The sequence below is a fragment of the Nocardia sp. CA-129566 genome, from assembly GCF_050956075.1.
In the GTDB taxonomy this organism is placed as follows: domain Bacteria; phylum Actinomycetota; class Actinomycetes; order Mycobacteriales; family Mycobacteriaceae; genus Nocardia.
This window is the reverse complement of sequence record NZ_CP192085.1, coordinates 7,249,522-7,270,489: the sequence shown is the minus strand read 5'-3', so window position 1 is coordinate 7,270,489 and position 20,968 is coordinate 7,249,522. Positions and strand designations below refer to the sequence as shown.

Genomic DNA, 20,968 nt, shown 5'->3' with positions numbered 1-20,968 from the left:
TGACATGTCGGGCCGATCGTCGTAGTGTCGCCCTGTTCACAGGGGGAGGTTGAAGTCTGCGATTCGTCAAGCTGCTGCACCGCCACGGGATAATCATTCAACTGGGGAAGATTGCGCTGTTACTCTGCGTAGCCGCTGCGATCCTGCTGGTGATGACGTGGATCGGCAACCCGTACGCGGATGACGTGGAATCACCGGCCAAGGCGACGTCATCATGGGTTCTGCCCCCAGCGGGGCGACTCGATCCGTCGCCGCCATCCGGATTTCCGTCCCAGGAGTTTCCGCCACCTCTGGTCGAAGTGCCAAAGGGGCAGCCGCAGCCGGTACCCACGAGATTTGGGCTGACCTATACCGTGCCATCGAGTAATGGGTGGCGGCCCAGTAACGACACGGTAATCGGCTGGTCGGACAAGGACGGATCCGTCATTGCCGGATACGGTGCCGTGAGTGATTACGGCTATCGCTACTGTCCCCAGAACAAGAGTTCAACCCTTGCTGCAGTCGGCGTAAGAGGCCGCAATGGTATCGATATCGACGCAGCCGCCCGCGAGGAGGTCGGTAAGGCGGAGCGAATATTCACCGATGACAGCACTGGGCACCGACCGAATGTGGAAATTCGTGGTCCGTCGCAGTTCGAAATATCGGGACGTCCAGCGGTCCGGTACACCGCAATGGTCACGGGAGTACACCAAGAGTATTCGTGCGACCCCTCCGAACTGGAATTCGACATAGTAGCGACCGCGGCCTATTTCACTTCCGAGGTAGCGGTCTTTATGGTCGAGCATGTCACCGGGTCCGTGAAGGCGCTGCCCAGTAGCGACATCGACAGCATCATCAAATCATTTCAGAGAACATAGCTGAACAACCGAGTGGACGTGGATATTTCATGGGTGAAGAATTTCTGGCGAAGCCGTCTGAAATAGGAGGCCTGGCTAAAATTGTCTCCGAAATCGGCAATGATGCTACGGAAGCTGGAAAATTCATTAGCCGGCATGGACCGGCAGCGGACTGGCTCAGCGGTCCGATCATCGACCAACTACTCGCACCGGTTCGCATCGCCGCCGAAGCGACCCAGCGGCGAATGGGAGATATCGGCATCAAGACGATAGAAACCGGCAGCGAACTCAACAAGGCGGCCTGGCTGTATCACAACCAGGATCAACACACCTATGAGGCCCTCAACCAGCACAAGGTCAACCTCGGCCACCGAGATGTACCGGTGCCCGTGTATGCGGACAGGGAAGCTGACGGGCATGCGGTCGACTACGAGTCGGCCGCCGTCTATTCGAAGCCGGAAGAGTTCAAACTCGATGTGCCGCAAGCGAACAAGGAGGACACGGCGGCACTCATCACCGAGGTTGCGCCGGTGCTCGGCAATGTCAACGAGGCCATCAAGAGCATCACTCGCATGGCGGGTCATGAGGTCGATCCACTCGGCGAGGCGCTGAAGCCGATCCCGGGTAACTGGAACGAGGTGCGGCGCATCGGCGAGGCTTACAAGGCCGCCGGCAACGGTATGGAGGCATGCGGGAAGAACCTTGAAGCAGGCGTCAGCCGCGTCGATCAGCATTGGAACGGCAAGGCCGCCACATCATTCAGCGAGTGGGCACAACTGCAGATCGCGGCAATGAAGTGGGAGGGACCCGTGGGTCGCGTCGTCAGTGACGCTCTCGGTGTGGTCGCGGACAAGATCAGGGAGGCCGTCAAGACCATCCTCACAAAGGTGTGGGAGATGCTCGAGGAACGCGTCGATTTCAGGAGCGTCAAGGGCGCGATCAAGACGATCGCCCACAAGATCCCGGGAGCCGGCACCGCCGCGGAGATCGCCGATATCGGTCGCAAGTTGATCGAGATCATCACCACTGCAATAGATCTCGTAAAGAAGGTCGAAATACTGAGAGACCGCGTCAAATCGCTTCTCGAGATCGTCTCCGATCCGCTCGGAACCGCCCGCGACAAGGTCAAACAGAAGCTCGACCAGACCCTCGAGCCGATCACGTCCGCGATCGATGATGCGACCAAGAAGGCGGCGATCGCCAAGGACGTGTCGGAGATCGCTCAGCTCGATCACACCTTGGACCGGCCACAGCAAGACTACGAAATCGGCTCGGGCAACCAGCCGTGGGAGAACGCATGAATCCGATGTGGGGATCCAACCGCGAGCCGAACCTCGACCCCGAGGTGGACGCTGCTGTCCGCAACCTCATGGCCGCCGTCGCTGACCTGGACACCGCGCGTATCCAATTCGAGAACCTCGATATTTCGGCGCTGTTCGGCGAACCCACCACGGTTGACGAGGAATTCATGTCAGATCTCGCAGCCGTACCCACCGCCTCGCCGGAACTCCAGGCGTTTGCGGCTCGCGTCCATCACGGCGAGTGCCAGTGGCGTGAGATCGAGCAGCTTGCCCGTCCCCTGCCTCCAGAGGTCGCAGAGTTGAAGATCTCGCCGCGGTTCACTTGGCAGTGGGATCCGCAGCCGCCGCCACCGGCGGTGGAGCCTCGTCCGCGGCGACGGGACAACAACACTGTCGGGCCTTCGGACTGGCCCGACGATTTCGACGAATACCCGGCGAGCAGGTCCTGGTTGGTCTGATGCAGTCTGCGACGCAAGTCGAGATATGCGCCGGATGAGCCTGCGTCGACGAGGCAGTGCCGTATGCCCTCGGTCGGGTACCGGGCCGAGGGGGTGGCATCCGGTCTTGTGAGTTCTCCGAATGTCTGCGGTAGGCCCGCCGAATGATGTCGATTGCACTATCACAGATCGGTAAAGGCGCGTAGGCTGCGCAGCAACCCAAGGAGTCTTATGCCACCGGCACGACACATCACGCTGATCTCCGAACAAGGTGAATTCGCCGAGTCCCGCGCCGCTGAAAAGGCGGAAAACGCACGTCAGAGTGCGATTGCCGCGCGCACCGTGGCCAGCCATGCCGAGAATGCGGCAGACTGTGTGGCCCTACTGGCCATGCTCGGTCTGGACGCGATGGCGGGCAAGATGGCCAAGAGCGCGCAGGCCCCGCTCTAACCTCCAGCGACCGCGGCCGCCTGCCGTCATTCGCGCGGCGACATGCCAATATGCCGCGAGATCAGCGGGCGCTAGGCGATGGGTCGTGCACGCGCCAGCGGCGCGCGATCATCGCGATGGACCGATGTCTGCTGTCGGGACCGGTACGGAGCGCATCCGGTCCAACCGCTGGCTGATCATCCACTGCTCGAGCCGGTATCCGACGGGACGAGATCTCTTTGGCTCTCGGCTGTCCGCTGCACCACGATGGCGAGAACCGGCGCAGACATCTGCTCGGAGTGGGTAGATTGTCAGTCCAGGATCGTGCACTGTTTGTCGGACCGTTCCGCCGACGCGGAGCTCTCAGGCTTCGAAAGCAGTCATCGTTGATCGTCTACAGCCCGAGGGGGGCGAAGAACGACTAATCAGCGAAAGGGTAGGACTCCGAATGAAGATCACCCGCAGCCTGCGCGCTGGTATCGCGGCGCTCATCCTCGCTTTCACGCCCGTCCTGACGGCCGCCCCTGCGACCGCCGCACCTCTCCCGACGATCGTGCTGGTGCATGGCGCCTTCGCGGATACCACGAGCTGGAACAGCGTCGCCGCGATGCTGCGCGACCGCGGTTATCAGGTAGTTGTTCCCGACAATCCGCTGCGCGGTCCGGCCAACGATGCCGCGGCCGTGCAGCGAACCCTGGACACGATCTCGGGACCCATTGTCCTGGTTGGTCATTCATATGGCGGTTTCGTCATCAGCAATGTGCACGACCCGAAAGTCCAAGCGCTGGTCTACATTGCGGCCTTCGCCCCGGTGCAGGGTGAATTCGGGCTGCTCGAACTCGACCCGATCCGCTTTCCCGGCTCCCAACTGCTGCCTCCGGCGCTGCAGTTCCGCCTCGTAGACGATCCAAGTGGCTTGGCGGGCAGGAATCTCGACAGCTACATAGCACAAGACCACTTCAACGCTGTCTTCGCCCAAGACGTGAGCGCCGACGTCGCGGCCGATATGTTCGCCCACCAGCGCTCGCTCGCCGTCGCCGCCAACGTCGAACCCTCCAGCGCACCCCTATGGTCCTCGGTCCCGAGCTGGTACCTCGTCTCGGCCAATGACCATGTGATTCCCCCTGCCTCTCAACGCTTCATGGCGAATCGCATGGGCGCACACACCTCCGAAATCGCCTCCTCCCACGTCTCCCTGGTCTCCCATCCCGCCGAGGTAGCCGCCGTAGTGGAGGCCGCCGCCGGTCAGTGAAACAGCCGACCGCTGGCGCGCAGTGGCCGTGCAAGCCACTGATCCGATGTCCTCGGTTCCTGAGGGCGGCGATACGGCTCCGGTAGGGCTCGGGTTGTAGCGCTACCAGGTGTTGCTGCGCTGCTCCTCGAGGCGTTGGAGGGCTCGGTCGATCCACGTGGTGAATTGGGTGGTGAGGTCAGCGGGTGTGGTGGGGCGAACGGTGATGTGGGCACCACGGGTTTCGGTGTAGCGGCCGTCGTCGGTGATGTCGTACCACTGCAGGACCTGCGACGGCTTCGAATGGGTGTGGATGGGGCCGGTGAGTAGGGCCGCGGTGCCACCGCCGTCGGCTTGGCGGCCGAGTAGGCGTCGGTATTGCTCGTGGGGTGTGTTGCGGGCGACGTCCTCGAAATAGTTGCCATGCAGCGGGCGCAGTTCATCGGGATGAAAGGTGGCGGGCTTCGCGGTGCCAGGCCGACATGCGGGTACCGCCGCGACAATCCGGGTAGGCAGATTGTCGGTGATGGACATACACAACCGGATCCGCCCGTGTTCGGTGGCGTTGCCGAACTGGGTCAGCGTGACCGAGCGGTGCGGCGTTCTGGCACCGACGATCCGGTACTCGCGCAGATCATCACGACTGGTGCTCTGCTTGTGTTTGCAAGTGCCGCCAAGGATTTCGATTCTGATATCGGAATCGCCGAGGGTGCGCAGAGCTAATTGAATCTGCTCCAGTTCATCGGCCGAGTAGCGCGCGCGCACCGCGATGCGGTGCGCGGCGAACTCGTTGCGATAGGCGAACCGGCTGGTGTAGCGCAGCGGGCTGGGGAACCGGTCGTGTGCTTCGCTGTACCAGAGCGCGGCGAAATCGTCCGGTTCCCAAGTCCATTCGGCCATTCGAGTCCAATCTTACTGCGCCGCGATCTCAGTCGGTGTCGGCGTTCCCGCCGATCACCCCTCCAGCCACCGTCGTCGGCATGTCGCCGAGCAGTTCGTCGGTATTCTCTTGGTTGATCAGGTATTCGGGGATCTTGTGCTCGGACCCATCGTCTTTGCCACCGGAGCGTCCGCCACCCATACCGCCCATGCCCGCCATACCGCTGGCGCCGCGACCAGCCGCTGTGGTCGAGGACGTTGCGGTGCCCGCGGTGCCGGTCATACCAGGAACGCCCTGTGTTGTGCGGCCCGGACTTTGCTGATTCGGCGAACCCGTGCCGGTCGGCGAACCCGGAGATCCTGGGCTGGTTGTGGTGCCGAGTCCGGTTGGCGTCGTCTTGCCCGGGTCGGTCGAGGTGAGGGACGACGGAGTCGTCTGCGCCGGATCGGTTCCCGTGGGCATGGTAGATGAGATGGTGGGGTCCGTTGAGCTGGATTGCGTCTGCTCCGGCTTCGTCTGTTCGCCCTGTTCCTCGGTGGTGTCGGGCCTGCCGTCGCCGTCGGTGCCCCCTGTCGTACCAGAACCCGTTGTGCCGGGGGAGTTTCCGGGACCGCCCGAGCTCGTACCACCGCCATCCCCGCCGGGCCGTGGCGCCGTGATGTCGACCGATTTGGTCGGGCTGGTCGGTGCCGCGAGCACGGGAATTTTGCCATCCATGGCACTGAATGGCCGAACGTAGTACTCGTCCATCGCTTTACGAGCCTTCTCGGCCTCCTCGCTCTGCTCGCGCTGCAGGTCCCAGCGGTGCGGTGGCCAGGCCCATGAGGTCCAGGTGACGACGACCGGATCAGGGAGGGCCTTTTTGGTTTCGGAGATGGCGACGGCGGCGTCGCTGACCCGCGAGTACAGCTCGGCGAGAGCAGGTGTCAGATTGCGGGCGTCGTTGGTGTAGTTCTGGATCGACTCTTTTGATTTCTCGGCGGCAGGGCCGGACCACGCCTGCGCGATGGAGTTCTGGATCGAGCGGGCAAAGGTTTCGACGCCCTGCTCCCAGTCCTGGTGCACCTTCCAGTACTTCTCGGCCTGATTGACCGCGTCGGTGGGATCGAGCGGATTGAAAGCGTCCTTGATATCCGGATGCTCCCAGCTGTCCGAGTGTTCGCCGTCGTTGATCCGGGTTGGTTCGTAGCCGCTCATTTGGTGCGCCCACCGGGGAGGATGTAGGGGCCGGTCGGGAGTGATACCGGGGGACGCTCCGGCAAGGTGGTTTCGAGGCTGGTGAACTCGGCGGCGAAGTCGCTGTCGGCCTGCATCATTCGTTCGCGGATGGTGCGGTGGACTTGTTGGATGTCCTCGACGATCTTGTAGTGCTGCTCCATGATCTCCCACACGGAGTTGCCGTCGTCTGCGCCCTTCGCCTTCTTCTTGAAGCGGTCGACCAGGGTGCGTGCTGAGACCAAGCGGTCGTTGTTTTCCCCCAAACCCCAATGCTGCTGTTCCGATACTTCCCGCATCGTTCGCTGGATCTTCCGGATAGCATCCTTGAAGTACTGGCAATCGCGATCGATGTAGATGAAGTCCTCAGGCTTCATCTCAATTGCCAACTGCCCTTCATTGGCGGCGGTGATCATGTTCGCCATCGGCCGAGGCGCTGTGGTGTCATCAGCCATGTGCTCTTCCCTCCCTGTTTGTCGGACCAGAAGCTGCGGTCAAACGTTCGCGGGCATCGTCGGCACGACCTTCTCAGCCAAGGTTCTGGCGAGTTCGCATGTATCGAGTTTCCCGGTCTTCCGGTTCGACGGAGGATTATCGAGGAAGAACTCGAGGCTGCCACCCTTCATCTCGACGTTCACCACGCACATTGATTCAGGATGATCATGGGCCTGGCGCGCTGAGATTGCTTGGCGACCGCTGATCGTGAACTCGTGAGCATCGTGAAACTTCTTGTCCCGCACCATGTCAACGGTGATGTTCGTCGTCCGAATGCTTGGCGAGTACCCATCCGGTTGAACCCAGCCGCAGCCGCGCCACTTGATTCCGCCGGAGGCATTTGAATCGTCCTTATCTTTGCCACGCAGGTTCTCCGAGTCCAAGACGCTTTGCGGAATATCTTTGCAAGGGTCGTAACCGGCAGGCACATCCGCAGCGAGACTCGCCGTCGAACCCGACGATCCGCTCGCGCCACCGCTAGGCCGGGCGTTCCCCTGATCGGAGGACCCACAACCTGCCAGCACAGTGACACCGACACCAATCACCGCCAGCCGCAACGATTTCGAACTGCTCGTCATCGGTCCCTCGCAGCCGGTGCCCGCACTTGGCCTGCCGGGACCGGACCGGCTCCTCCGCCCCCTGTCGGCATGTCTGCTGACGCTACCGGCGCCGCACTGGCCGTGCAAGCTCGCCATCTCTAAAATCCCTGCCATCGTCGAAAGAGCTGAACTCTGAGCCCATCTGGTGCGTCGGCACAGCTACCGTACTTCGTTTAGTTAGCAATCGATAGGGACCAAAGCGAGCTGCTATTTCATGCGGCTTAACCGAATGCTGAGCTCTGCGGTTTGTCGCAGCTGTTCTTCGGTCATTCTCAGGGGGCCACTCGATGTCGTTGTTGATTCTTGGTTGATTTGGATCGTGACGTTACAACCGTCCGACTGCGTGATGAGTCCGATCAGGCCGTCTGGGCGAGTGTTGCGGATCCACACGGGCGCGGATGTCCCATTCATGGGATGAAAAGTCGGATCCTTGGGCGTCGGATCGCCATATTCGTTTCTGGAAAAGGCAACCCACCCGACCCAAGCGGAGTCTGAATCCACATAGCAGTTCCCGCTTTTATCGATCGACAATTCCAGCATTTGCGTCTCCCTTATCCTCGTGTCCAGTGCTTGCAGGTCGTGTGCGAAGAATTCGGCTAGCGGATTGCACAGATCTCGCAATGTGCGCTGAGGTGCGGAGCTCGGGGTCGTTGCGGCTGGCGTCACAGTTGGCGGAGGGTTTTTGCATGCTCCAGCAGCGGTTGATATCACAACTACGGCAAGAATAGACTTCAGAGATTGGATCATTTTCCGAACGCTTCAAATCGTTGGACGCAGCGTTCATATAGAGCGTGAAGAGAAAAAATCAGCGCTAAGTAGATCGGGATTGCCAAGATTTCCCCGTTCTCGTCCAGGACAGCGAGAACCGCTGCTACCGCCACCGCTGCATACGTAGTGAAAAACGCGCTGCGAACTGCGACCAGGAGTCGCCCCTCAGGGGGCTCTCGTCGGCTGATTGCGATCGCCAGCAGCAGCACTGCCAACGCGAATCCGATCGCAACTCGCTGGATGAGACCGACTCTCGCCCAATCGCCGACGAACGTGAACAAGAGTCCAGACCCGATCAGGGTGGGCGGGGTCGCTACGACAACGAGCCCGAACAGGCGCACCCGCCGTTCCCATTCAGTCCTGCTCTGGATCTCTTCATCAGACACGATTACGCGATCTTCCAGCCAGATTTGTTGTCCCTTTCAACCGACGCATCACTAAAAGTCGACGCCTGCGAGTCCGGCCACTTTCCTTCGGGGAAAGCCCTATCCAGCTCGCGAAATGCTTTGTACTGCGTTCCTAGGAAGGTCGACAGCGCAGCGACTGCACCCCAAATAGCTGCTGTGGAGATCCCAGAAGTTGCGGCAATATCGGCGATGCTGATACCTGCCCCAACGCCGGAGAGTAGCTCGCCGATTGCCCTCGCGAGACCGAGAAGGAATTCAGCACAAATCGTGAGTACCCCAACATAAAAGGCGAGGCCCCCCACCGCGCAATCCATCATCGCACTACTCGCTTTCTCGGCGATGTCAGAAAATGTTCCTGCAGCGCCACTCTGGCTGCCGCACGTCTGCAAATATGATGTTCGCGCCGTACCTTCCCAGTTTCGAAGTGCTTGCACATTGTTGCCGTCGAGCGCCTGCTTGACCCCGGTTGCGGTATCCCGCACGTCCGACCAGTCCTTGCTTCGCAGGTACATTTCGTACGGTGCGCGTACTCCATGGTATATTTCTTTAATCTTTTCCCATATCCATTTGCAAATCTCGATAATCTTGTCTGCGCAAGCCTTGATAACCCGCTGAAGCGTGGGAAGTAATCTCACGTAAGGGAGGTCGAGAGCGTCGTCCTTGGCGTTCGGGACATCGATTCTAATTGCGTTGTCAACCTTGTCGAAGAACTTGTCCAACCCATCGAGAACCGAATTGTATTGAGAAATATCAAAACTCATTATTGGCTTCCTGGTTTACCAAACATTGTCGATGCGATGCTTGCCAGCTGCATCCTCGGCCTCGTAAGTGTCGGCGCAAACGCGCAGCACGTTGGCCACCTCAGTGAAGCGCTGGGAAGCTTCGCCTGATCGGCTGGCCAAGTCCGCGACAAGTTCATCGTTCGCGTTGACGATGACCTGGAACAATCCCGCTTCAAGGCGGGTGAACGTCAGTGTCTCGATCTTTGTCTTGAGCTCCTGCATTGTGGTTGACTTGCTATCCCAAAGACCAGCGTCGCTACGTAATGAGCCAGTCGCAACCTTGAGCTTCTGCGGATCAGCACCCATTAGTTTCCCCCGTCGATTGATTTTGAATGTTCAGTAGAGCCATCTGTGATCGCGTTGACAGCTGCTAGCCAAGGTCAATATTGGTCGATGTGTCGTAGCCGGTTATTGTCGAGTTGACTCGCCGATCCAAGCGCCTGCATCGGTTCGTAGCGCGTCGAGGCAACCTTGAACTCCTGTGCAGTGGGGATCACCATTTCTCCTTAGGCGATTGAATCTGGATGTTGACAAGGGCTTGAAGCGCATCGTTGATCAGTGTGCCGAATGTGCTGTCGTTTTCAGTTTCGGCCCGGCGACGATGGGCCTGGTCATATGATTCTTTGACTGCCCACGCAATCGAGCCGCCTCCGGCATCCATTCCCCACGGTACGCGGACGATGCAGTCGACAATACTGTTTCGGGTCAACGTGACCGACGCATAGAGTTCGTCCTCCGAACCGGTCGTCCCCACGAATTCGCCGGACTTCGCTTCGTTGGGATTGCCGTTCAGCATTTGAAGCGCCTCCTCTAGCAGTTGCTCGGTGCCGACGGTGGGGGAGGCGGTGGGTTCTGGTGAGGTGAACTTGGTTGGTACGACGTCATCCATGCTCAATGTTTCGAGCCTATCGATTGTGCCGTTTTCGACCGCGGTAGTACAGGTCGATTCGAAACGTTGCTGCTCGGCGTTCTTGACGGCGTTGACAACTGCTGTACCGATGCAAGCCGGATCGAGATGTCGTCGCCAGTTGTCTGAAACGATAATTCGAGCGAGTTCTCCGGTGTTCGTGAGAATGACCTCCACCACCCCTGTGCTATCGCGACCTGTAGCGTAGGACGGCCCGGCAGAAAAGACCTCTTGCATCAGACCGGATATTGCTTGGGTATACCCATGGAACTGGGCAAGATCGTTGAGTAGCTTGTCGAGTCCACCCGAGTCTGGTGCGTGAGGAGGCGCCGCACGAGGTGCGGAAAAAGGCGACCCCCGTAAACTCGATGTCGGCGAAGGATCGGGATCTGCGGGGACGATGGGAGGAGGCGGGTTGAATGGGCGATGTGGGGTCAAGGGACGAGCGGGCGTTGCCGGTGGAGCCGGACTCAACGAAGGAGGCGGGCTCAGGGGATGGTGTGGAGTCGGCGCCGCAGGAGAGGTTTTGGGCCTCGGTTCAAGGGGTTCTTCGTCCCAGAATTCGTCGGGATCGTCGTAGTGGTTGTAGTGGCCTCCGGCCATCATTGCACCTCGCGGTAACCGCTGGCCGGTGACGCGGACAGCGCTATCGTCTCTGAAATCTGCATCAAACCCCCATTTGCGCTAGCTCCACCATAAGGCGGACGCCACCACATTGTCTGGCATAGTTCATTTGTCAAACGGGGAAGCTGTCGTGCGGACAACCATTTGCCGGACGACAGAACTCGAGAAAACTGCTCCCCAGTCGCGAGTTGATAGGCGCGGAGCAACTCCTTACCTGTCTCATGCGGTTGCGCGTAGCGGTACCAACCGTCGCTCACGCGAATCTGAATGGGCAAGAAGCCGGAGTCGAGTTGCATTGTGGCGAACGATGATCCCGATGGAGTGGTCGTCGCCTGGGGAGTGAGAGGGCTCGGAACCGGCGGGCGCGGCTCAGGAACAGCGGGTGCAGGCTTAGGAACGGCCGAGTACTTGATCTGAAGAGGCTCATCGTCCCAGAACTCGTCGGGATAGAACCCTTGATTCGCCGTCACGGCACCTCGCGGCAAGGGCTGGTGCCCCGTGCGGGCAGCATTAACTCATTGGGAATTGGCATCAAACCCCCCGCTCGCGTCTGACCGGCCGCCACAGTGGCAGCCGTGACCACCCTCTCTGGCCTTGCAGTTCTTGTCAACCCGGCAATCGACAACAGCCCCGCAGCGTTGTCGGCTGCGGGGCTGTGATCTGCATAGGTTGGGCGACAAGCTAATTGGGTTGGCTCAGTTGAGGTGAGCTGTCATACGACCAATGTCTGGAACGGCCCGACCGAGTGCCACTGGTCGGGCCGCTGCTCAGGTGGATGGGATGCTGAACTCGCCGCTGGCGACACCGGCGGTAAAGGCATCCCATGCGCCCGGAGTGAAGACGAGTGCCGAGCCGCTCGGGTTCTTCGAGTCGCGGACGCCGACCATGTCATCATCGAGGAACGCGATTTCCACGCACTCCCCATTGGGAGTGCTGCGGCTGCTCTTGAACCAGTTGGCTCCGTTCAGGTTCGCTGTCACTGAGCTAGCTCCTTCGCAATGCTCACGATGAGAGCGCGGCTCTTGACCCCATCCAACGCCGAACGTTTGATGTCGGTGAGTGCACCGCGGTACTGCTCGATCTCTTCTGGTTTCTCAAGATAGAGACTACCTGTGTATCCGTCACAGTGAACTATCGGCGGTTCGGTTAGGTGAGCTGTTGGGTGTGTCGGAAACTCCAGGAGCACAAAGGGACCGACGACCAGTCCGCGATGTGCGCCAACCGCCGTCGGTACGGCGCGGACTGTCACGTTGGGACGCTTGCTCATCTCGGCCAGGTGCCACAATTGGTCTGCCATCACGGCTGGGCCGCCGATCGGCAGTCGAAGAGCCGTCTCGCTCAGTGTCACGTCCATGATGAGCGCGTCATGAGGGTGGGTCACCCGAGTTTGACGCTTGATCCGTAATTCGATGCGAGCCTCGACTTCCGCGGTGTCGAGATTCGGATACCAAGCCCAGGTCAGCGCGCGAAGATACTCCGGCGTCTGAAGCAGACCGGGGATGAGCTCGGCTTGATATGTCGTCAGTCGGACAGCCGAGGTCTCAAGGCCGAGATACAGGTCCAGAAACTTCGGAAAGGTGCTGTCGAAGGCGTGCCACCAACCTTTTTGCTGCGCTTCCTCGGTCAGGTTCAGCAGGATCTTTATCTCGTCCGGCGTCGCCCGGTAGACCTGCCCCAGCTTCTCGATGTCGTGCGGGCGCAGGCGAACTGATTGGCCGGTCTCCATCCGCCACAGGGTCTGGGCGGAGCAGCTGATCGCCCGACGCGCGACTTCCACTCCGAGCCCGGCGGATTCGCGAAGTCGGCGCAACTCGCGAGCCAGGAGTCGTCTGGGGAGCGTCGAACCGACTGCACTGTCCATGTGACCACTTCCTTAATGATTCGAACGATCAAGTTCCGAACTGGAATAACTTGCTGCCAACTCTTGGAAGATGAATGTTTTCAAGCGAATAGCGAGTGCTGGAAGATTGAAGCATGCAGGTGAGGGATGGTGTGCTGGTTTCGCACCAGACGACCGGAGAGTTCGAAACCTGCTCGGCAACAACGAGTCTTGGTCGGCCGATGCGATCAACGACCATCAATGCGATTCGAGGCTCCTCATGGACCAGCAAGTGTTCGCCGATACACCTGCTTCGCGTTGCGCCTTCTATCGGCGCATCTGTGGCCTGCCCGCCGGAATTCACCCGGAGATCGGCCGGATCGTCGTGAAAGTCGGTGTCGTCGGAGCCATCACCATGCCCGTGAGATTGGGTCGAATCATTCGGGACGACATGCTGTTTCGTGGACTCCCCCTCGGGCCGATCATCGCCCATATCCGCTCGAGCAGATGGACTTTTCTGTGCCGACCGACCTGCCGGACGATATGGCAGTGTTCGCCGAACTATTTCGAATCGACGTGTCGATCGTGCCGTTCGGCGGCGAGATCGCGCTGCCGTCGCCGGTCGATGCCGATGCCTATCGGAGTTGGGTTGTCCCGCCACGGGACACGTTCCGTCCTTCGGGCGCGGTGATTGTGGCGGCGGTGCGTGCTTGCGTTGGTCGCGGGGTGACACGGTGAGCGATTCGCTGCCGACGAGACTGCAATTGCTGCAAGCCTGTCGGGGCTACGTCACCAACCATCCGCTGCTGCGCGCGGCTCGCGAACTGACCATGCTGCATGAGCGTCGCCTCGGCGCGGCACCAGGTATCACGACCGATATCGACGAAGACCGTGCCCGCTTGGTCCGGGAGATCGGCCGCTGGGCCGAAATCCATTTACCTCCAGCCCATGACGCGGTCTATCTCCACACCGAGACCCTGGGCGCTGTGCTGGATCGCTTGGCGCAGTTCACCGCCTGCGCTTACGCCGCTCTGGCCGCCGATGACCAGTGGGACTTGTGGCACGCGTGGGATCGCTTGGCCGAATTGGCCGTCGCCTACGAGGATTTGGCCACCGAACTCACTGCCGGCCGCCGTCGCCTCCCCGGCACCCCTTGACAGCGCCGCCTCCGGAACATCTCCTCGACATTTTGTCCGCGCGGACAATCTGGTGGTGTCGCTCAGGTCAGGTGCGGTCATTGAGATCGGGCGACCAGGATTCGTCGGTCGATCAGTTCGGTGGCGAAGCGGGCGTTGTGGACCGGCACCAGCCGGTATCGGCTGTCGGCGCGGAGCACGACGGCGTCGCCCGGATCCAGGCGGGTGCGGCCGTGAACATCTGGTGCTTTCACGACCGTCAGTCGTGCTCGGTTCTCCTCGGGCCACGTAGGTCGCGTCCTATCGATGTCGGTGAGCATCAGTTGCGCGAGCGTTCGGCGCTGGTGCAGACCAATCGGTCGGGAAGAAGCTGACTGTGCAGCCGCTCAGGGGAGGACGGCGTGGTGCGAATTCGGGTCGATCCGGCAACAGGTCTCGGTGTACTGGGGCAGGTTTCGAACTGGCACTGCGGAGTTCGTGGCGGGCGGCGCGGCAGGGGTGGGACCTGGATCACAGGGGACCCGGTAGTTTGCTGCCGTGGGAACGGCAATTGCCGGGCGGGCAATTAGACTGGATAAATAGACGTACCCGAGGACGAGCGAGGAGGTGGGGCCATGTCGAGTACCGAGGATCGGCGCTTCGAGGTCCTGCGGGCGATCGTCGCGGACTATGTCGCGACCAAGGAGCCGATCGGGTCGAAGACGCTGGTAGAGCGGCACAACCTCGGGGTGTCCAGCGCGACGGTCCGCAACGATATGGCGGTGTTGGAGGCGGAGGGCTATATCACCCAGCCGCACACCAGTTCCGGCCGCATTCCCACGGATAAGGGCTATCGGCAGTTCGTCGACCGCATCTCCGAGGTGAAGCCGCTCTCGCCCGCCGAGCGCCGGGCGATCATGGAATTCCTGGAGTCCGGTGTCGATCTTGACGATGTGCTGCGCCGCGGTGTGCGCCTGCTGGCCCAGCTCACCCGGCAGGTCGCGGTCGTGCAGTATCCGACCGTTTCGGCCTCGACGGTCCGCCACATCGAGGTGGTCGCGCTGAATCCGGCGCGGCTGCTACTGGTGGTGATCACCGATACCGGCCGCGTCGACCAGCGTCTCGTCGAACTCGGCGCGCTCGTCGATGACCAAGATCTCGCCGCGCTGCGCGGCATGCTCGGCGGCGCGATGGACGGCAAGCGACTGGCCGACGCCTCGGCGGCCGTCTCCGAACTACCCGAGCGGGCTCCGGTGCGACTCAAGGACGTGCTGGTGCGCGTTTCGACCGTACTCGTCGAGACCCTGGTCGAGCATCCGGAAGAGCGTCTGGTCCTCGGCGGCACCGCCAACCTGACCCGCAATGCCGCCGACTTCGTCTTCCCCGGTTCGCTGCGGGATGTGCTCGAGGCGCTGGAGGAGCAAGTGATTGTGCTGAAGCTGCTCGCGGCCGCCCAGCATCCCGGCACCGTCACGGTGCGCATCGGCGAGGAGACCCAGGTCGAGCAGATGCGCGGGACCTCGGTAGTGTCGACCGGCTATGGTGCGGCGGGTGCGGTTCTCGGCGGCATGGGTGTGCTCGGCCCGACCCGAATGGACTATCCGGGGACCATCGCATCGGTCGCGGCCGTTGCCCGTTATATCGGTGAGGTGCTCGCGGAGCGCTGAGGGGCGGCGCCCGGCCGTAGCGATTGCTTGCAGGTCGCTCGAAACGGTCAGCCGGTGTCGCTGTTACCCTCGACCTTTCGGCGGATAAAGTTGAGTGCATCCGACTAATGCTGTTGCAAACCAAGGACTAGAGAACTCAAGTGGCACGGGACTACTACGGACTGCTCGGCGTCGCGAAGAACGCGACCGACCAGGAGATCAAGCGCGCCTACCGCAAGCTGGCGCGGGAACTCCACCCCGACGTCAACCCCGACGAGGCGGCGCAGGCCAAGTTCAAGGAAGTGTCGACCGCCTACGAGGTGCTGTCGGACCCGGAGAAGCGGCGCATCGTCGATATGGGCGGTGACCCGCTCGAGTCCGGTGGCGGTGGCGCGGGCTTCTCGGGTGCCGGATTCGGCGGGCTCGGCGATGTCTTCGAGGCGTTCTTCGGCGGTATGGGCGGCTCCGGTGCGACGCGCAAGGCGCGCGGCCGGGTGCAGCCCGGTGCGGATTCGCTGCTGCGGACCCGGCTCAGCTTGGCCGAATGCGCGGTCGGCGTCACCAAGCATCTGACCGTCGACACCGCCATCCTGTGCGATATCTGCCACGGCGCCGGCACCAATGGCAAGTCCAAGCCGGTGCGCTGTGAAACCTGTGGTGGTGCCGGTGAGGTCCAGTCCGTACAGCGTTCGTTCCTCGGGCAGGTGCTGACCTCGCGTCCGTGTCCGACCTGTCGTGGTGCGGGTGAGACCATCCCCGATCCGTGCCACAAATGCGGTGGTGACGGTCGGGTGCGGGCGCGCCGCGAGATCGCCGCGCCGATTCCGGCGGGTGTCGCCAATGGCATGCGAGTGCGGTTGGCCGCGCAGGGTGAGGTCGGTCCCGGCGGCGGGCATGCGGGTGATCTGTACGTGGAGATCGTCGAGCAGCCGCACGATGTCTTCGTCCGTGACGGCGACGATCTGCACTGCACCATTCGGGTGCCGATGGTCGATGCCGCACTCGGCACCACCGTCGTCGTCGACACCATCCTGGACGGCCCGACCGAGCTGACCATCCCGCCGGGCACTCAGCCGGGGGAGATCTCGGTGCTGCGCGGCCACGGTATGCCGCGACTGCGCTCGGGCGCGCGCGGTGATCTGCTCGCGCATCTGGACATCGTGGTGCCGACCAAACTCGACGCCAAGTCGACCGACCTGCTGCGCAAGTACAAGGGCATGCGCACCGGTGAACGCGCCGAGGTGATGTCGGCGCAGTCCGAGCACAACAGCGGCCTTTTCGCCCGGCTGCGGGCGTCGTTCAGCGGGCGATAGCCGTTGGCCGCCACGGTCTTCTACCTCGACGACATACCCGAGCCCGGCGCCATCGCGATCCTCGACGGCCCGGAGGGGCGACACGCCGCGACGGTGCGTCGCATCCGGGTCGGTGAGGCGATCACGCTGTCCGACGGGAACGGTCTGCTGGCCGAATCGGAAGTCGTTGCGGCACAGAAGGACCGGCTGGAGTTGACGGTCCTGAACCGGGTGCTGTCCGACCCGCCGCGGCCGCGGGTGACGGTCGTACAGGCACTGCCGAAGTCCGACCGTTCCGAGCTGGCGGTCGAGCTGATGACCGAGGCGGGTGCCGACGTCATCGTTCCCTGGCAGGCGCATCGCTGCGTCGCGAACTGGGAAGGCAAGGCACACAAGGCCGTCGAGAAATGGCGTGCCGCCGCCCGTTCGGCCGCTCGGCAATCGCGGCGGGCCTACATCCCCGAGGTGGCCGATCTACATCACACCCGCGACCTGCTCGACACCGTCCGCGAGATCGTCGCAGCGGGCGGAATCGTGGTGGCCCTGCACGAATCCGGCGCCGCCCGCTTCGTCGAACTGCCCTTCGACAAGGCCACCGAGATCATGCTGATCGTCGGCCCCGAAGGCGGACTGGACGATTCGGAACTCGCCGCCTTCGCCGACGCGGGTGCGGACGTGACCTTGCTCGGCCCAACCGTTTTGCGCACCTCGACCGCGGCCACCGTCGCCCTCGGCGCCCTGGGGGCATTGACCTCCCGTTGGTGAGGTCAGGGCCGGACGGCGCTGACCACCCAGACGGCACCTCGTCCGGTCCCGTGGCTTTCGGTGCGTATGTCGTCGAAGCCGCCAGCGCGGCAGCACGCCGCGAACGATTCGGCCTGCTGTTCGGTCCACCCATGGGTGGCGAGGCCGGTGGCGTCGGGAAGTACCCGGCGCTCGATCGCGAGAAATCGCCCGCCGGACAACAGCACTCGGTGCACTTCGGCCACCCCTGCGGCGACATCGTGCCAGTGGTGTATCGAGGCCATCGACCAGACAACCGTCGCGGCACCGTCTTGGGCCGGGATGTGCTCGGCAGTGCCTTCGGCCCAGGTGATGCGGGGGTCGCGGGTCAAGCGCCGCGCGAGCCGCAGCATGACCGGCGCCGGATCCACGCCGGTTACGCGCGCGCCGCGGCGGGCGGCCGCCCTGGCCGCGGTGCCGGGGCCGCAACCGATATCGATGACCTGATCCGCATCCGATACCGCGGCCAGATCCACTACCAACCGAGCCTTGGCGCGCCCCATCACCGCCATCACGAGTCCGAAAAATAGTCCGGTGGCCCCGGCGAAACCTGGGTGGTCGGCGTGGTGGTTGGCGGCAGTGGCCGGCGAAATGTCCATCGGTCGTCCCTTTCGGTGAAACCTGCTCGTAGGTACCACCGACCTTGCCGCTTCAGGTCGACTTGAAGTCAAATGGCGGCATGGAACTGATTCCGATCGGTGCGGCCGCGGCTCGGCTCGGGCTGAGCCAGTCGGCGCTGCGGTACTACGACGAGCGCGGTTTGGTGCACCCGCGAACGCGGCAGGCGGGCCGCCGCATGTACGGTCCCGAGGAACTGCGCCGCTTGGCGTTCATCAAGATCGTGCACCGGCTGGGTCTGCCGCTGGATACCGCTGCCGCCGTCCTCGACGCTCCGGGCACGCAGTGGCGCGAGACCGTCCGTGCGCGGATCGCCGAACTGGATCAGGTCATCGAGCAGGCGCGCAGCGCGCAGGAGTTCCTGAACCACGCGCTGCACTGCCCGGCCGACCATCCCGCCCGCGAATGCGCGACGATGATGGGCGGGCTGGACCGGCTCGTCGAAGGTACGACCTTCGAACAACTGGCCGCCGAGCACGGCGGTCGGTCACGATCCGACGAGCCCGCCGCGGGCTGATATTCCGTCGCCGTCGCCTTGGGCGCGGTGACCTTCCGCTGGTAGCGGGTCGGATGCGTTGTGTGGCACCGTGAAGATGGCGACCACACAGACGATCGCGACCGTGAAGCACGCCAGCGTGTACCAGAGATTCCCGATGGGATCGCCATTGCTCGTCGCACCGTCCACGGCGTCGAAGTAATCGGGCAGTGCGGTCACCCAGAGCAACGCCATTACGCACAGATACACCACGCTGTAAATTCGCACGAAGCCATTCGTGTAGTGCGGTGTGTCCGAGTCATTTCGGCGCAGCCGCAGCCACTGGCGAATGAGAATCGGGATCGCGACAATAGTGACGGCGACCAGTTCGGCCGCATAGAGGAATCCCCGCAAGGGGGTGTTCCCGACGCCGAACAGCGTTGCCGGGATGGGCAATACGGCCGTCCCCAAAGACCCGAGTATGCCGATAACGGCAGTGCGCCAGACCAATTGCGGTCCGGAGAAGGTGCGACCCTGGTCGACGTGGCGACCGACGATCAACTGGACGAAGAACGCGAGCGACATCGGCCACAGCGCGGCGAAAACCACCACGCTCGGCAGCGGTACCGAATCGAACATCGGTTGATTGAGCGGGTTTTCGGTCGACCATTCCCACCAGCGCAGCTGCGGTCCGAGATGGTCGAAGATCTCATAGCAGCCGTGGTGGACGAAGCCCACGCAGACGGCGCCGACGAGAACTCCGTACCGACGGAAAACGCCCAGCATTCTGACGATTTCGAAGGCCAGTGTGGCCATCAGTGGGTAGATCGCGACGATATAGAGCGGGAGTCGGCCCCAGAGGAAATCCACGGTGAAGACGTTGTGCGCGAACATGGTGTCGACGTGTGCGTCGATACCGAAGGCCGCGGGAAAGTACAGCGGCGGTTCGATAATGAACAGGTAGGCCGTCGCGCCGAACCAGACCACGAGGTTGGTGGGATCGCCGTGACGGCGCAAGCGCACGATCGCGTAGATCAGCGCGAGTACCGCGCCGAGGACGATGGTGAACTCGAGAACCGGCAGCGTCCAGTTCTCCAATGCGGCAGGGTTTCGCACCTCGACGAGTCCACCGGCCTCCTGACACGAAAAGCCGAGCGCCTTCGCGAGTTGGTCGAAGGTGGGTGCGCAATGATCGGCCATCAGTCCCCCTGTGGCGCCGCGGCGGTATCGGCGGTGTACCAGTGCGATACGTCGTAACCGGCGTTATAGCGCTCGAACCACACATCGGCGAGTGCGGGCAGCTTCTCGTGGTCCGGGTTGTGCTTGGGCAATTGACTGCGGACGATCCCTACCAGCGCGATGAGTTGTTCGCCGAGCCGTAGATCATCGAATGCGCGTGACATCGGACCGTTGTCCTCGATGGGCAGCCGCAACCACTTGCGCAGCTTCTGCTTACCCCGGTGCGTCGCGAACATGGCCAGTGCATCGATGCGCCGATCTTCCTGCGGCACATGCTTATTGAAGCCTGCGCATGCCAGCCGGATGACCTTCATAACGTGTCGGAAGATCGACGGTGCCATGCGCATCCGGTAAACGTCGCTGCCGACAATGGAATCGAAGATGATCAGCGCGGAGCTTCGATGTTCGACTTCCTCGACGAAGTGCCAGATGAACAGCGATGCGACACGGTCGTCTCCCGGCCGGAAAAGCGCCGCATCGTTGTCGAGCATCAGTTTGAACACCGGGGTGAAGGTTGCCTCCAGATCGGCGGTGTAGGCGAGCCGATATTCCAGGCAGGTGTGCACGGTGAGGCGGTCGAATTCCGCGATCACTTCGTTGAGTGTCTCATGGAGACCGGGGTATTGCCTGATCAGAGCGTTGGCGTGCTGGCGGTGGGCGGTCGAGTGCTGCCCCTCCTGACGCACGAACGCGTCCGCCTCCTCCGCGACCGCGGGATCGGTGATCCGCGGCATGGCCTCGCGAATCATATTGACGATCATCTTCTCGAAGCCGATCGCCAGGAAGGACACCGCGTTGGCCATGGACGAGAAGGCCGGATTCGTTTCGTTCCACAGGAACGGTACGTCGTAGTCCGCGAATGCGAATCGCATCTTTCGGACTTGCAGATCGGTCACTTGGCTATACCTCGTGTTTCGGAATTGGTCTGGTAGCCGTGTTCGGACGCGCCGAAGCCTCGATGCGGCTGATCATACACAGATCGATGTATGTGTATGATCTAAATCGTATTTACTGGCCCGAACTGGGACAACGGCGACGGAACGACCCTGTGGTAGCGTCGAGCCCCTGAT

General features: G+C 62.2%; 27 protein-coding genes. 11 read left to right on the top strand and 16 right to left on the bottom strand.

Annotated features, from left to right (window positions below):
* Positions 1–152: 152 nt before the first annotated feature.
* From ACQP0C_RS32150 to ACQP0C_RS32130, 5 genes are all read left to right on the top strand, one after another.
* Positions 153–857: a hypothetical protein gene (locus ACQP0C_RS32150; RefSeq protein WP_433726082.1), complete on the top strand. Its 705-nt coding sequence runs from the start codon at positions 153–155 to the stop codon at positions 855–857.
* 29 nt (positions 858–886) lie between these two features.
* A complete protein-coding gene (locus ACQP0C_RS32145) occupies positions 887–2,137 on the top strand; it encodes a hypothetical protein (protein ID WP_433726080.1) in 1,251 nt (416 codons plus the stop codon).
* Positions 2,134–2,595 carry a hypothetical protein gene (locus tag ACQP0C_RS32140; protein WP_433726078.1) on the top strand — a complete coding sequence of 154 codons (462 nt, stop codon included), beginning with the start codon at positions 2,134–2,136 and terminating at the stop codon, positions 2,593–2,595. The genes ACQP0C_RS32145 and ACQP0C_RS32140 overlap by 4 nt, the downstream gene beginning before the upstream one ends.
* 210 nt (positions 2,596–2,805) lie before the next feature.
* Positions 2,806–3,024: a hypothetical protein gene (locus ACQP0C_RS32135; protein ID WP_433726076.1), complete on the top strand. Its 219-nt coding sequence runs from the start codon at positions 2,806–2,808 to the stop codon at positions 3,022–3,024.
* Between the two features lie 427 nt (positions 3,025–3,451).
* Positions 3,452–4,255, top strand: coding sequence for an alpha/beta hydrolase (locus ACQP0C_RS32130; RefSeq protein WP_433726074.1), 804 nt, complete (start codon positions 3,452–3,454; stop codon positions 4,253–4,255).
* Between the two features lie 102 nt (positions 4,256–4,357).
* Here the strand turns inward: ACQP0C_RS32130 and ACQP0C_RS32125 are convergent, their stop codons facing one another.
* The 12 genes from ACQP0C_RS32125 to ACQP0C_RS32070 all read right to left on the bottom strand — a co-directional run bounded on the left by ACQP0C_RS32125 (position 4,358) and on the right by ACQP0C_RS32070 (position 13,223).
* Positions 4,358–5,134: an ESX secretion-associated protein EspG gene (locus ACQP0C_RS32125; RefSeq protein WP_433726072.1), complete on the bottom strand. Its 777-nt coding sequence runs from the start codon at positions 5,132–5,134 to the stop codon at positions 4,358–4,360.
* Positions 5,135–5,162: 28 nt separating this feature from the next.
* Positions 5,163–6,311, bottom strand: a complete 1,149-nt coding sequence (locus ACQP0C_RS32120; RefSeq protein ID WP_433726070.1) for a WXG100 family type VII secretion target — start codon at positions 6,309–6,311, stop codon at positions 5,163–5,165.
* Entirely contained in the window at positions 6,308–6,784 is a 477-nt protein-coding gene (locus ACQP0C_RS32115; RefSeq protein ID WP_433726069.1) for a hypothetical protein, read from the bottom strand. The genes ACQP0C_RS32120 and ACQP0C_RS32115 overlap by 4 nt, the downstream gene beginning before the upstream one ends.
* A 39-nt stretch (positions 6,785–6,823) precedes the next feature.
* On the bottom strand, positions 6,824–7,402 hold the full coding sequence (locus ACQP0C_RS32110; protein WP_433726067.1) for a DUF3558 domain-containing protein: 579 nt from the start codon (positions 7,400–7,402) through the stop codon (positions 6,824–6,826).
* A gap of 228 nt (positions 7,403–7,630) precedes the next feature.
* Positions 7,631–7,963, bottom strand: a complete 333-nt coding sequence (locus tag ACQP0C_RS32105) for a hypothetical protein (protein ID WP_433726065.1) — start codon at positions 7,961–7,963, stop codon at positions 7,631–7,633.
* A 203-nt stretch (positions 7,964–8,166) separates the two neighbouring features.
* Positions 8,167–8,577, bottom strand: a complete 411-nt coding sequence (locus ACQP0C_RS32100; RefSeq protein WP_433726063.1) for a hypothetical protein — start codon at positions 8,575–8,577, stop codon at positions 8,167–8,169.
* A 2-nt stretch (positions 8,578–8,579) separates the two neighbouring features.
* Positions 8,580–9,359, bottom strand: a complete 780-nt coding sequence (locus ACQP0C_RS32095) for a hypothetical protein (protein ID WP_433726061.1) — start codon at positions 9,357–9,359, stop codon at positions 8,580–8,582.
* 15 nt (positions 9,360–9,374) lie between these two features.
* A complete protein-coding gene (locus ACQP0C_RS32090) occupies positions 9,375–9,686 on the bottom strand; it encodes a hypothetical protein (RefSeq protein WP_433726059.1) in 312 nt (103 codons plus the stop codon).
* Between the two features lie 187 nt (positions 9,687–9,873).
* Positions 9,874–10,524, bottom strand: coding sequence for a hypothetical protein (locus ACQP0C_RS32085; RefSeq protein WP_433726057.1), 651 nt, complete (start codon positions 10,522–10,524; stop codon positions 9,874–9,876).
* A 1,154-nt stretch (positions 10,525–11,678) separates the two neighbouring features.
* Positions 11,679–11,891 (bottom strand): DUF397 domain-containing protein, encoded by a 213-nt coding sequence (locus tag ACQP0C_RS32080; protein WP_433726056.1) that lies wholly within the window; start codon positions 11,889–11,891, stop codon positions 11,679–11,681.
* On the bottom strand, positions 11,888–12,772 hold the full coding sequence (locus tag ACQP0C_RS32075) for a helix-turn-helix domain-containing protein (protein WP_433726054.1): 885 nt from the start codon (positions 12,770–12,772) through the stop codon (positions 11,888–11,890). The genes ACQP0C_RS32080 and ACQP0C_RS32075 overlap by 4 nt, the downstream gene beginning before the upstream one ends.
* Before the next feature lie 28 nt (positions 12,773–12,800).
* Positions 12,801–13,223, bottom strand: a complete 423-nt coding sequence (locus tag ACQP0C_RS32070) for a hypothetical protein (protein WP_433726052.1) — start codon at positions 13,221–13,223, stop codon at positions 12,801–12,803.
* Between the two features lie 26 nt (positions 13,224–13,249).
* Between ACQP0C_RS32070 and ACQP0C_RS32065 the strand changes: the two genes are divergently transcribed.
* Entirely contained in the window at positions 13,250–13,468 is a 219-nt protein-coding gene (locus tag ACQP0C_RS32065; protein ID WP_433726050.1) for a hypothetical protein, read from the top strand.
* A complete protein-coding gene (locus ACQP0C_RS32060) occupies positions 13,465–13,887 on the top strand; it encodes a DUF4254 domain-containing protein (protein WP_433726048.1) in 423 nt (140 codons plus the stop codon). The genes ACQP0C_RS32065 and ACQP0C_RS32060 overlap by 4 nt, the downstream gene beginning before the upstream one ends.
* Before the next feature lie 77 nt (positions 13,888–13,964).
* Here ACQP0C_RS32060 and ACQP0C_RS32055 read toward each other — a convergent pair whose 3' ends face one another.
* Positions 13,965–14,120, bottom strand: a complete 156-nt coding sequence (locus ACQP0C_RS32055; protein ID WP_433726046.1) for a hypothetical protein — start codon at positions 14,118–14,120, stop codon at positions 13,965–13,967.
* 360 nt (positions 14,121–14,480) lie between these two features.
* On the opposite strand from ACQP0C_RS32055, the gene hrcA reads away from it, so the two are divergent.
* From hrcA to ACQP0C_RS32040, 3 genes are all read left to right on the top strand, one after another.
* A complete protein-coding gene (hrcA, locus tag ACQP0C_RS32050) occupies positions 14,481–15,512 on the top strand; it encodes a heat-inducible transcriptional repressor HrcA (protein ID WP_433726044.1) in 1,032 nt (343 codons plus the stop codon).
* Positions 15,513–15,652: 140 nt separating this feature from the next.
* A complete protein-coding gene (gene dnaJ, locus ACQP0C_RS32045) occupies positions 15,653–16,804 on the top strand; it encodes a molecular chaperone DnaJ (RefSeq protein WP_433726042.1) in 1,152 nt (383 codons plus the stop codon).
* A gap of 3 nt (positions 16,805–16,807) precedes the next feature.
* On the top strand, positions 16,808–17,548 hold the full coding sequence (locus tag ACQP0C_RS32040; protein WP_433726040.1) for a 16S rRNA (uracil(1498)-N(3))-methyltransferase: 741 nt from the start codon (positions 16,808–16,810) through the stop codon (positions 17,546–17,548).
* A gap of 2 nt (positions 17,549–17,550) precedes the next feature.
* Here the strand turns inward: ACQP0C_RS32040 and ACQP0C_RS32035 are convergent, their stop codons facing one another.
* Positions 17,551–18,165, bottom strand: a complete 615-nt coding sequence (locus ACQP0C_RS32035) for a class I SAM-dependent methyltransferase (RefSeq protein WP_433726038.1) — start codon at positions 18,163–18,165, stop codon at positions 17,551–17,553.
* An 80-nt stretch (positions 18,166–18,245) separates the two neighbouring features.
* Between ACQP0C_RS32035 and ACQP0C_RS32030 the strand changes: the two genes are divergently transcribed.
* The gene (locus ACQP0C_RS32030) at positions 18,246–18,701 is read left to right on the top strand and encodes a MerR family transcriptional regulator (protein WP_433726036.1); all 456 of its coding nucleotides are present in this window, start codon (positions 18,246–18,248) and stop codon (positions 18,699–18,701) included.
* On the opposite strand, the gene ACQP0C_RS32025 is transcribed toward ACQP0C_RS32030, so the two are convergent.
* Together ACQP0C_RS32025 and ACQP0C_RS32020 are read right to left on the bottom strand one after the other, a co-directional pair.
* A complete protein-coding gene (locus ACQP0C_RS32025) occupies positions 18,672–19,859 on the bottom strand; it encodes a hypothetical protein (RefSeq protein WP_433726034.1) in 1,188 nt (395 codons plus the stop codon). The two genes, ACQP0C_RS32030 and ACQP0C_RS32025, sit on opposite strands and share 30 nt — an antisense overlap.
* Complete coding sequence (locus tag ACQP0C_RS32020) at positions 19,859–20,794, bottom strand: metal-dependent hydrolase (RefSeq protein ID WP_433726032.1); 936 nt, start codon at positions 20,792–20,794, stop codon at positions 19,859–19,861. Before ACQP0C_RS32020 ends, ACQP0C_RS32025 begins: the two co-directional genes overlap by 1 nt.
* Between the last annotated feature and the right edge of the window lie 174 nt (positions 20,795–20,968).

Bases quoted from the DNA above. Each gene is read 5' to 3' on its own strand.
- ACQP0C_RS32150 (WP_433726082.1), top strand. From the start codon at position 153: ATGACGTGGATCGGCAACCCGTACGCGGATGACGTGGAATCACCGGCC.
- ACQP0C_RS32145 (WP_433726080.1), top strand. From the start codon at position 887: ATGGGTGAAGAATTTCTGGCGAAGCCGTCTGAAATAGGAGGCCTGGCT.
- ACQP0C_RS32140 (WP_433726078.1), top strand. From the start codon at position 2,134: ATGAATCCGATGTGGGGATCCAACCGCGAGCCGAACCTCGACCCCGAG.
- ACQP0C_RS32135 (WP_433726076.1), top strand. From the start codon at position 2,806: ATGCCACCGGCACGACACATCACGCTGATCTCCGAACAAGGTGAATTC.
- ACQP0C_RS32130 (WP_433726074.1), top strand. From the start codon at position 3,452: ATGAAGATCACCCGCAGCCTGCGCGCTGGTATCGCGGCGCTCATCCTC.
- ACQP0C_RS32125 (WP_433726072.1), bottom strand. From the start codon at position 5,134: ATGGCCGAATGGACTTGGGAACCGGACGATTTCGCCGCGCTCTGGTAC.
- ACQP0C_RS32120 (WP_433726070.1), bottom strand. From the start codon at position 6,311: ATGAGCGGCTACGAACCAACCCGGATCAACGACGGCGAACACTCGGAC.
- ACQP0C_RS32115 (WP_433726069.1), bottom strand. From the start codon at position 6,784: ATGGCTGATGACACCACAGCGCCTCGGCCGATGGCGAACATGATCACC.
- ACQP0C_RS32110 (WP_433726067.1), bottom strand. From the start codon at position 7,402: ATGACGAGCAGTTCGAAATCGTTGCGGCTGGCGGTGATTGGTGTCGGT.
- ACQP0C_RS32105 (WP_433726065.1), bottom strand. From the start codon at position 7,963: ATGCTGGAATTGTCGATCGATAAAAGCGGGAACTGCTATGTGGATTCA.
- ACQP0C_RS32095 (WP_433726061.1), bottom strand. From the start codon at position 9,359: ATGAGTTTTGATATTTCTCAATACAATTCGGTTCTCGATGGGTTGGAC.
- ACQP0C_RS32090 (WP_433726059.1), bottom strand. From the start codon at position 9,686: ATGGGTGCTGATCCGCAGAAGCTCAAGGTTGCGACTGGCTCATTACGT.
- ACQP0C_RS32085 (WP_433726057.1), bottom strand. From the start codon at position 10,524: ATGCAAGAGGTCTTTTCTGCCGGGCCGTCCTACGCTACAGGTCGCGAT.
- ACQP0C_RS32075 (WP_433726054.1), bottom strand. From the start codon at position 12,772: ATGGACAGTGCAGTCGGTTCGACGCTCCCCAGACGACTCCTGGCTCGC.
- ACQP0C_RS32070 (WP_433726052.1), bottom strand. From the start codon at position 13,223: ATGGGCGATGATCGGCCCGAGGGGGAGTCCACGAAACAGCATGTCGTC.
- hrcA (WP_433726044.1), top strand. From the start codon at position 14,481: ATGTCGAGTACCGAGGATCGGCGCTTCGAGGTCCTGCGGGCGATCGTC.
- ACQP0C_RS32035 (WP_433726038.1), bottom strand. From the start codon at position 18,165: ATGGACATTTCGCCGGCCACTGCCGCCAACCACCACGCCGACCACCCA.
- ACQP0C_RS32030 (WP_433726036.1), top strand. From the start codon at position 18,246: ATGGAACTGATTCCGATCGGTGCGGCCGCGGCTCGGCTCGGGCTGAGC.
- ACQP0C_RS32025 (WP_433726034.1), bottom strand. From the start codon at position 19,859: ATGGCCGATCATTGCGCACCCACCTTCGACCAACTCGCGAAGGCGCTC.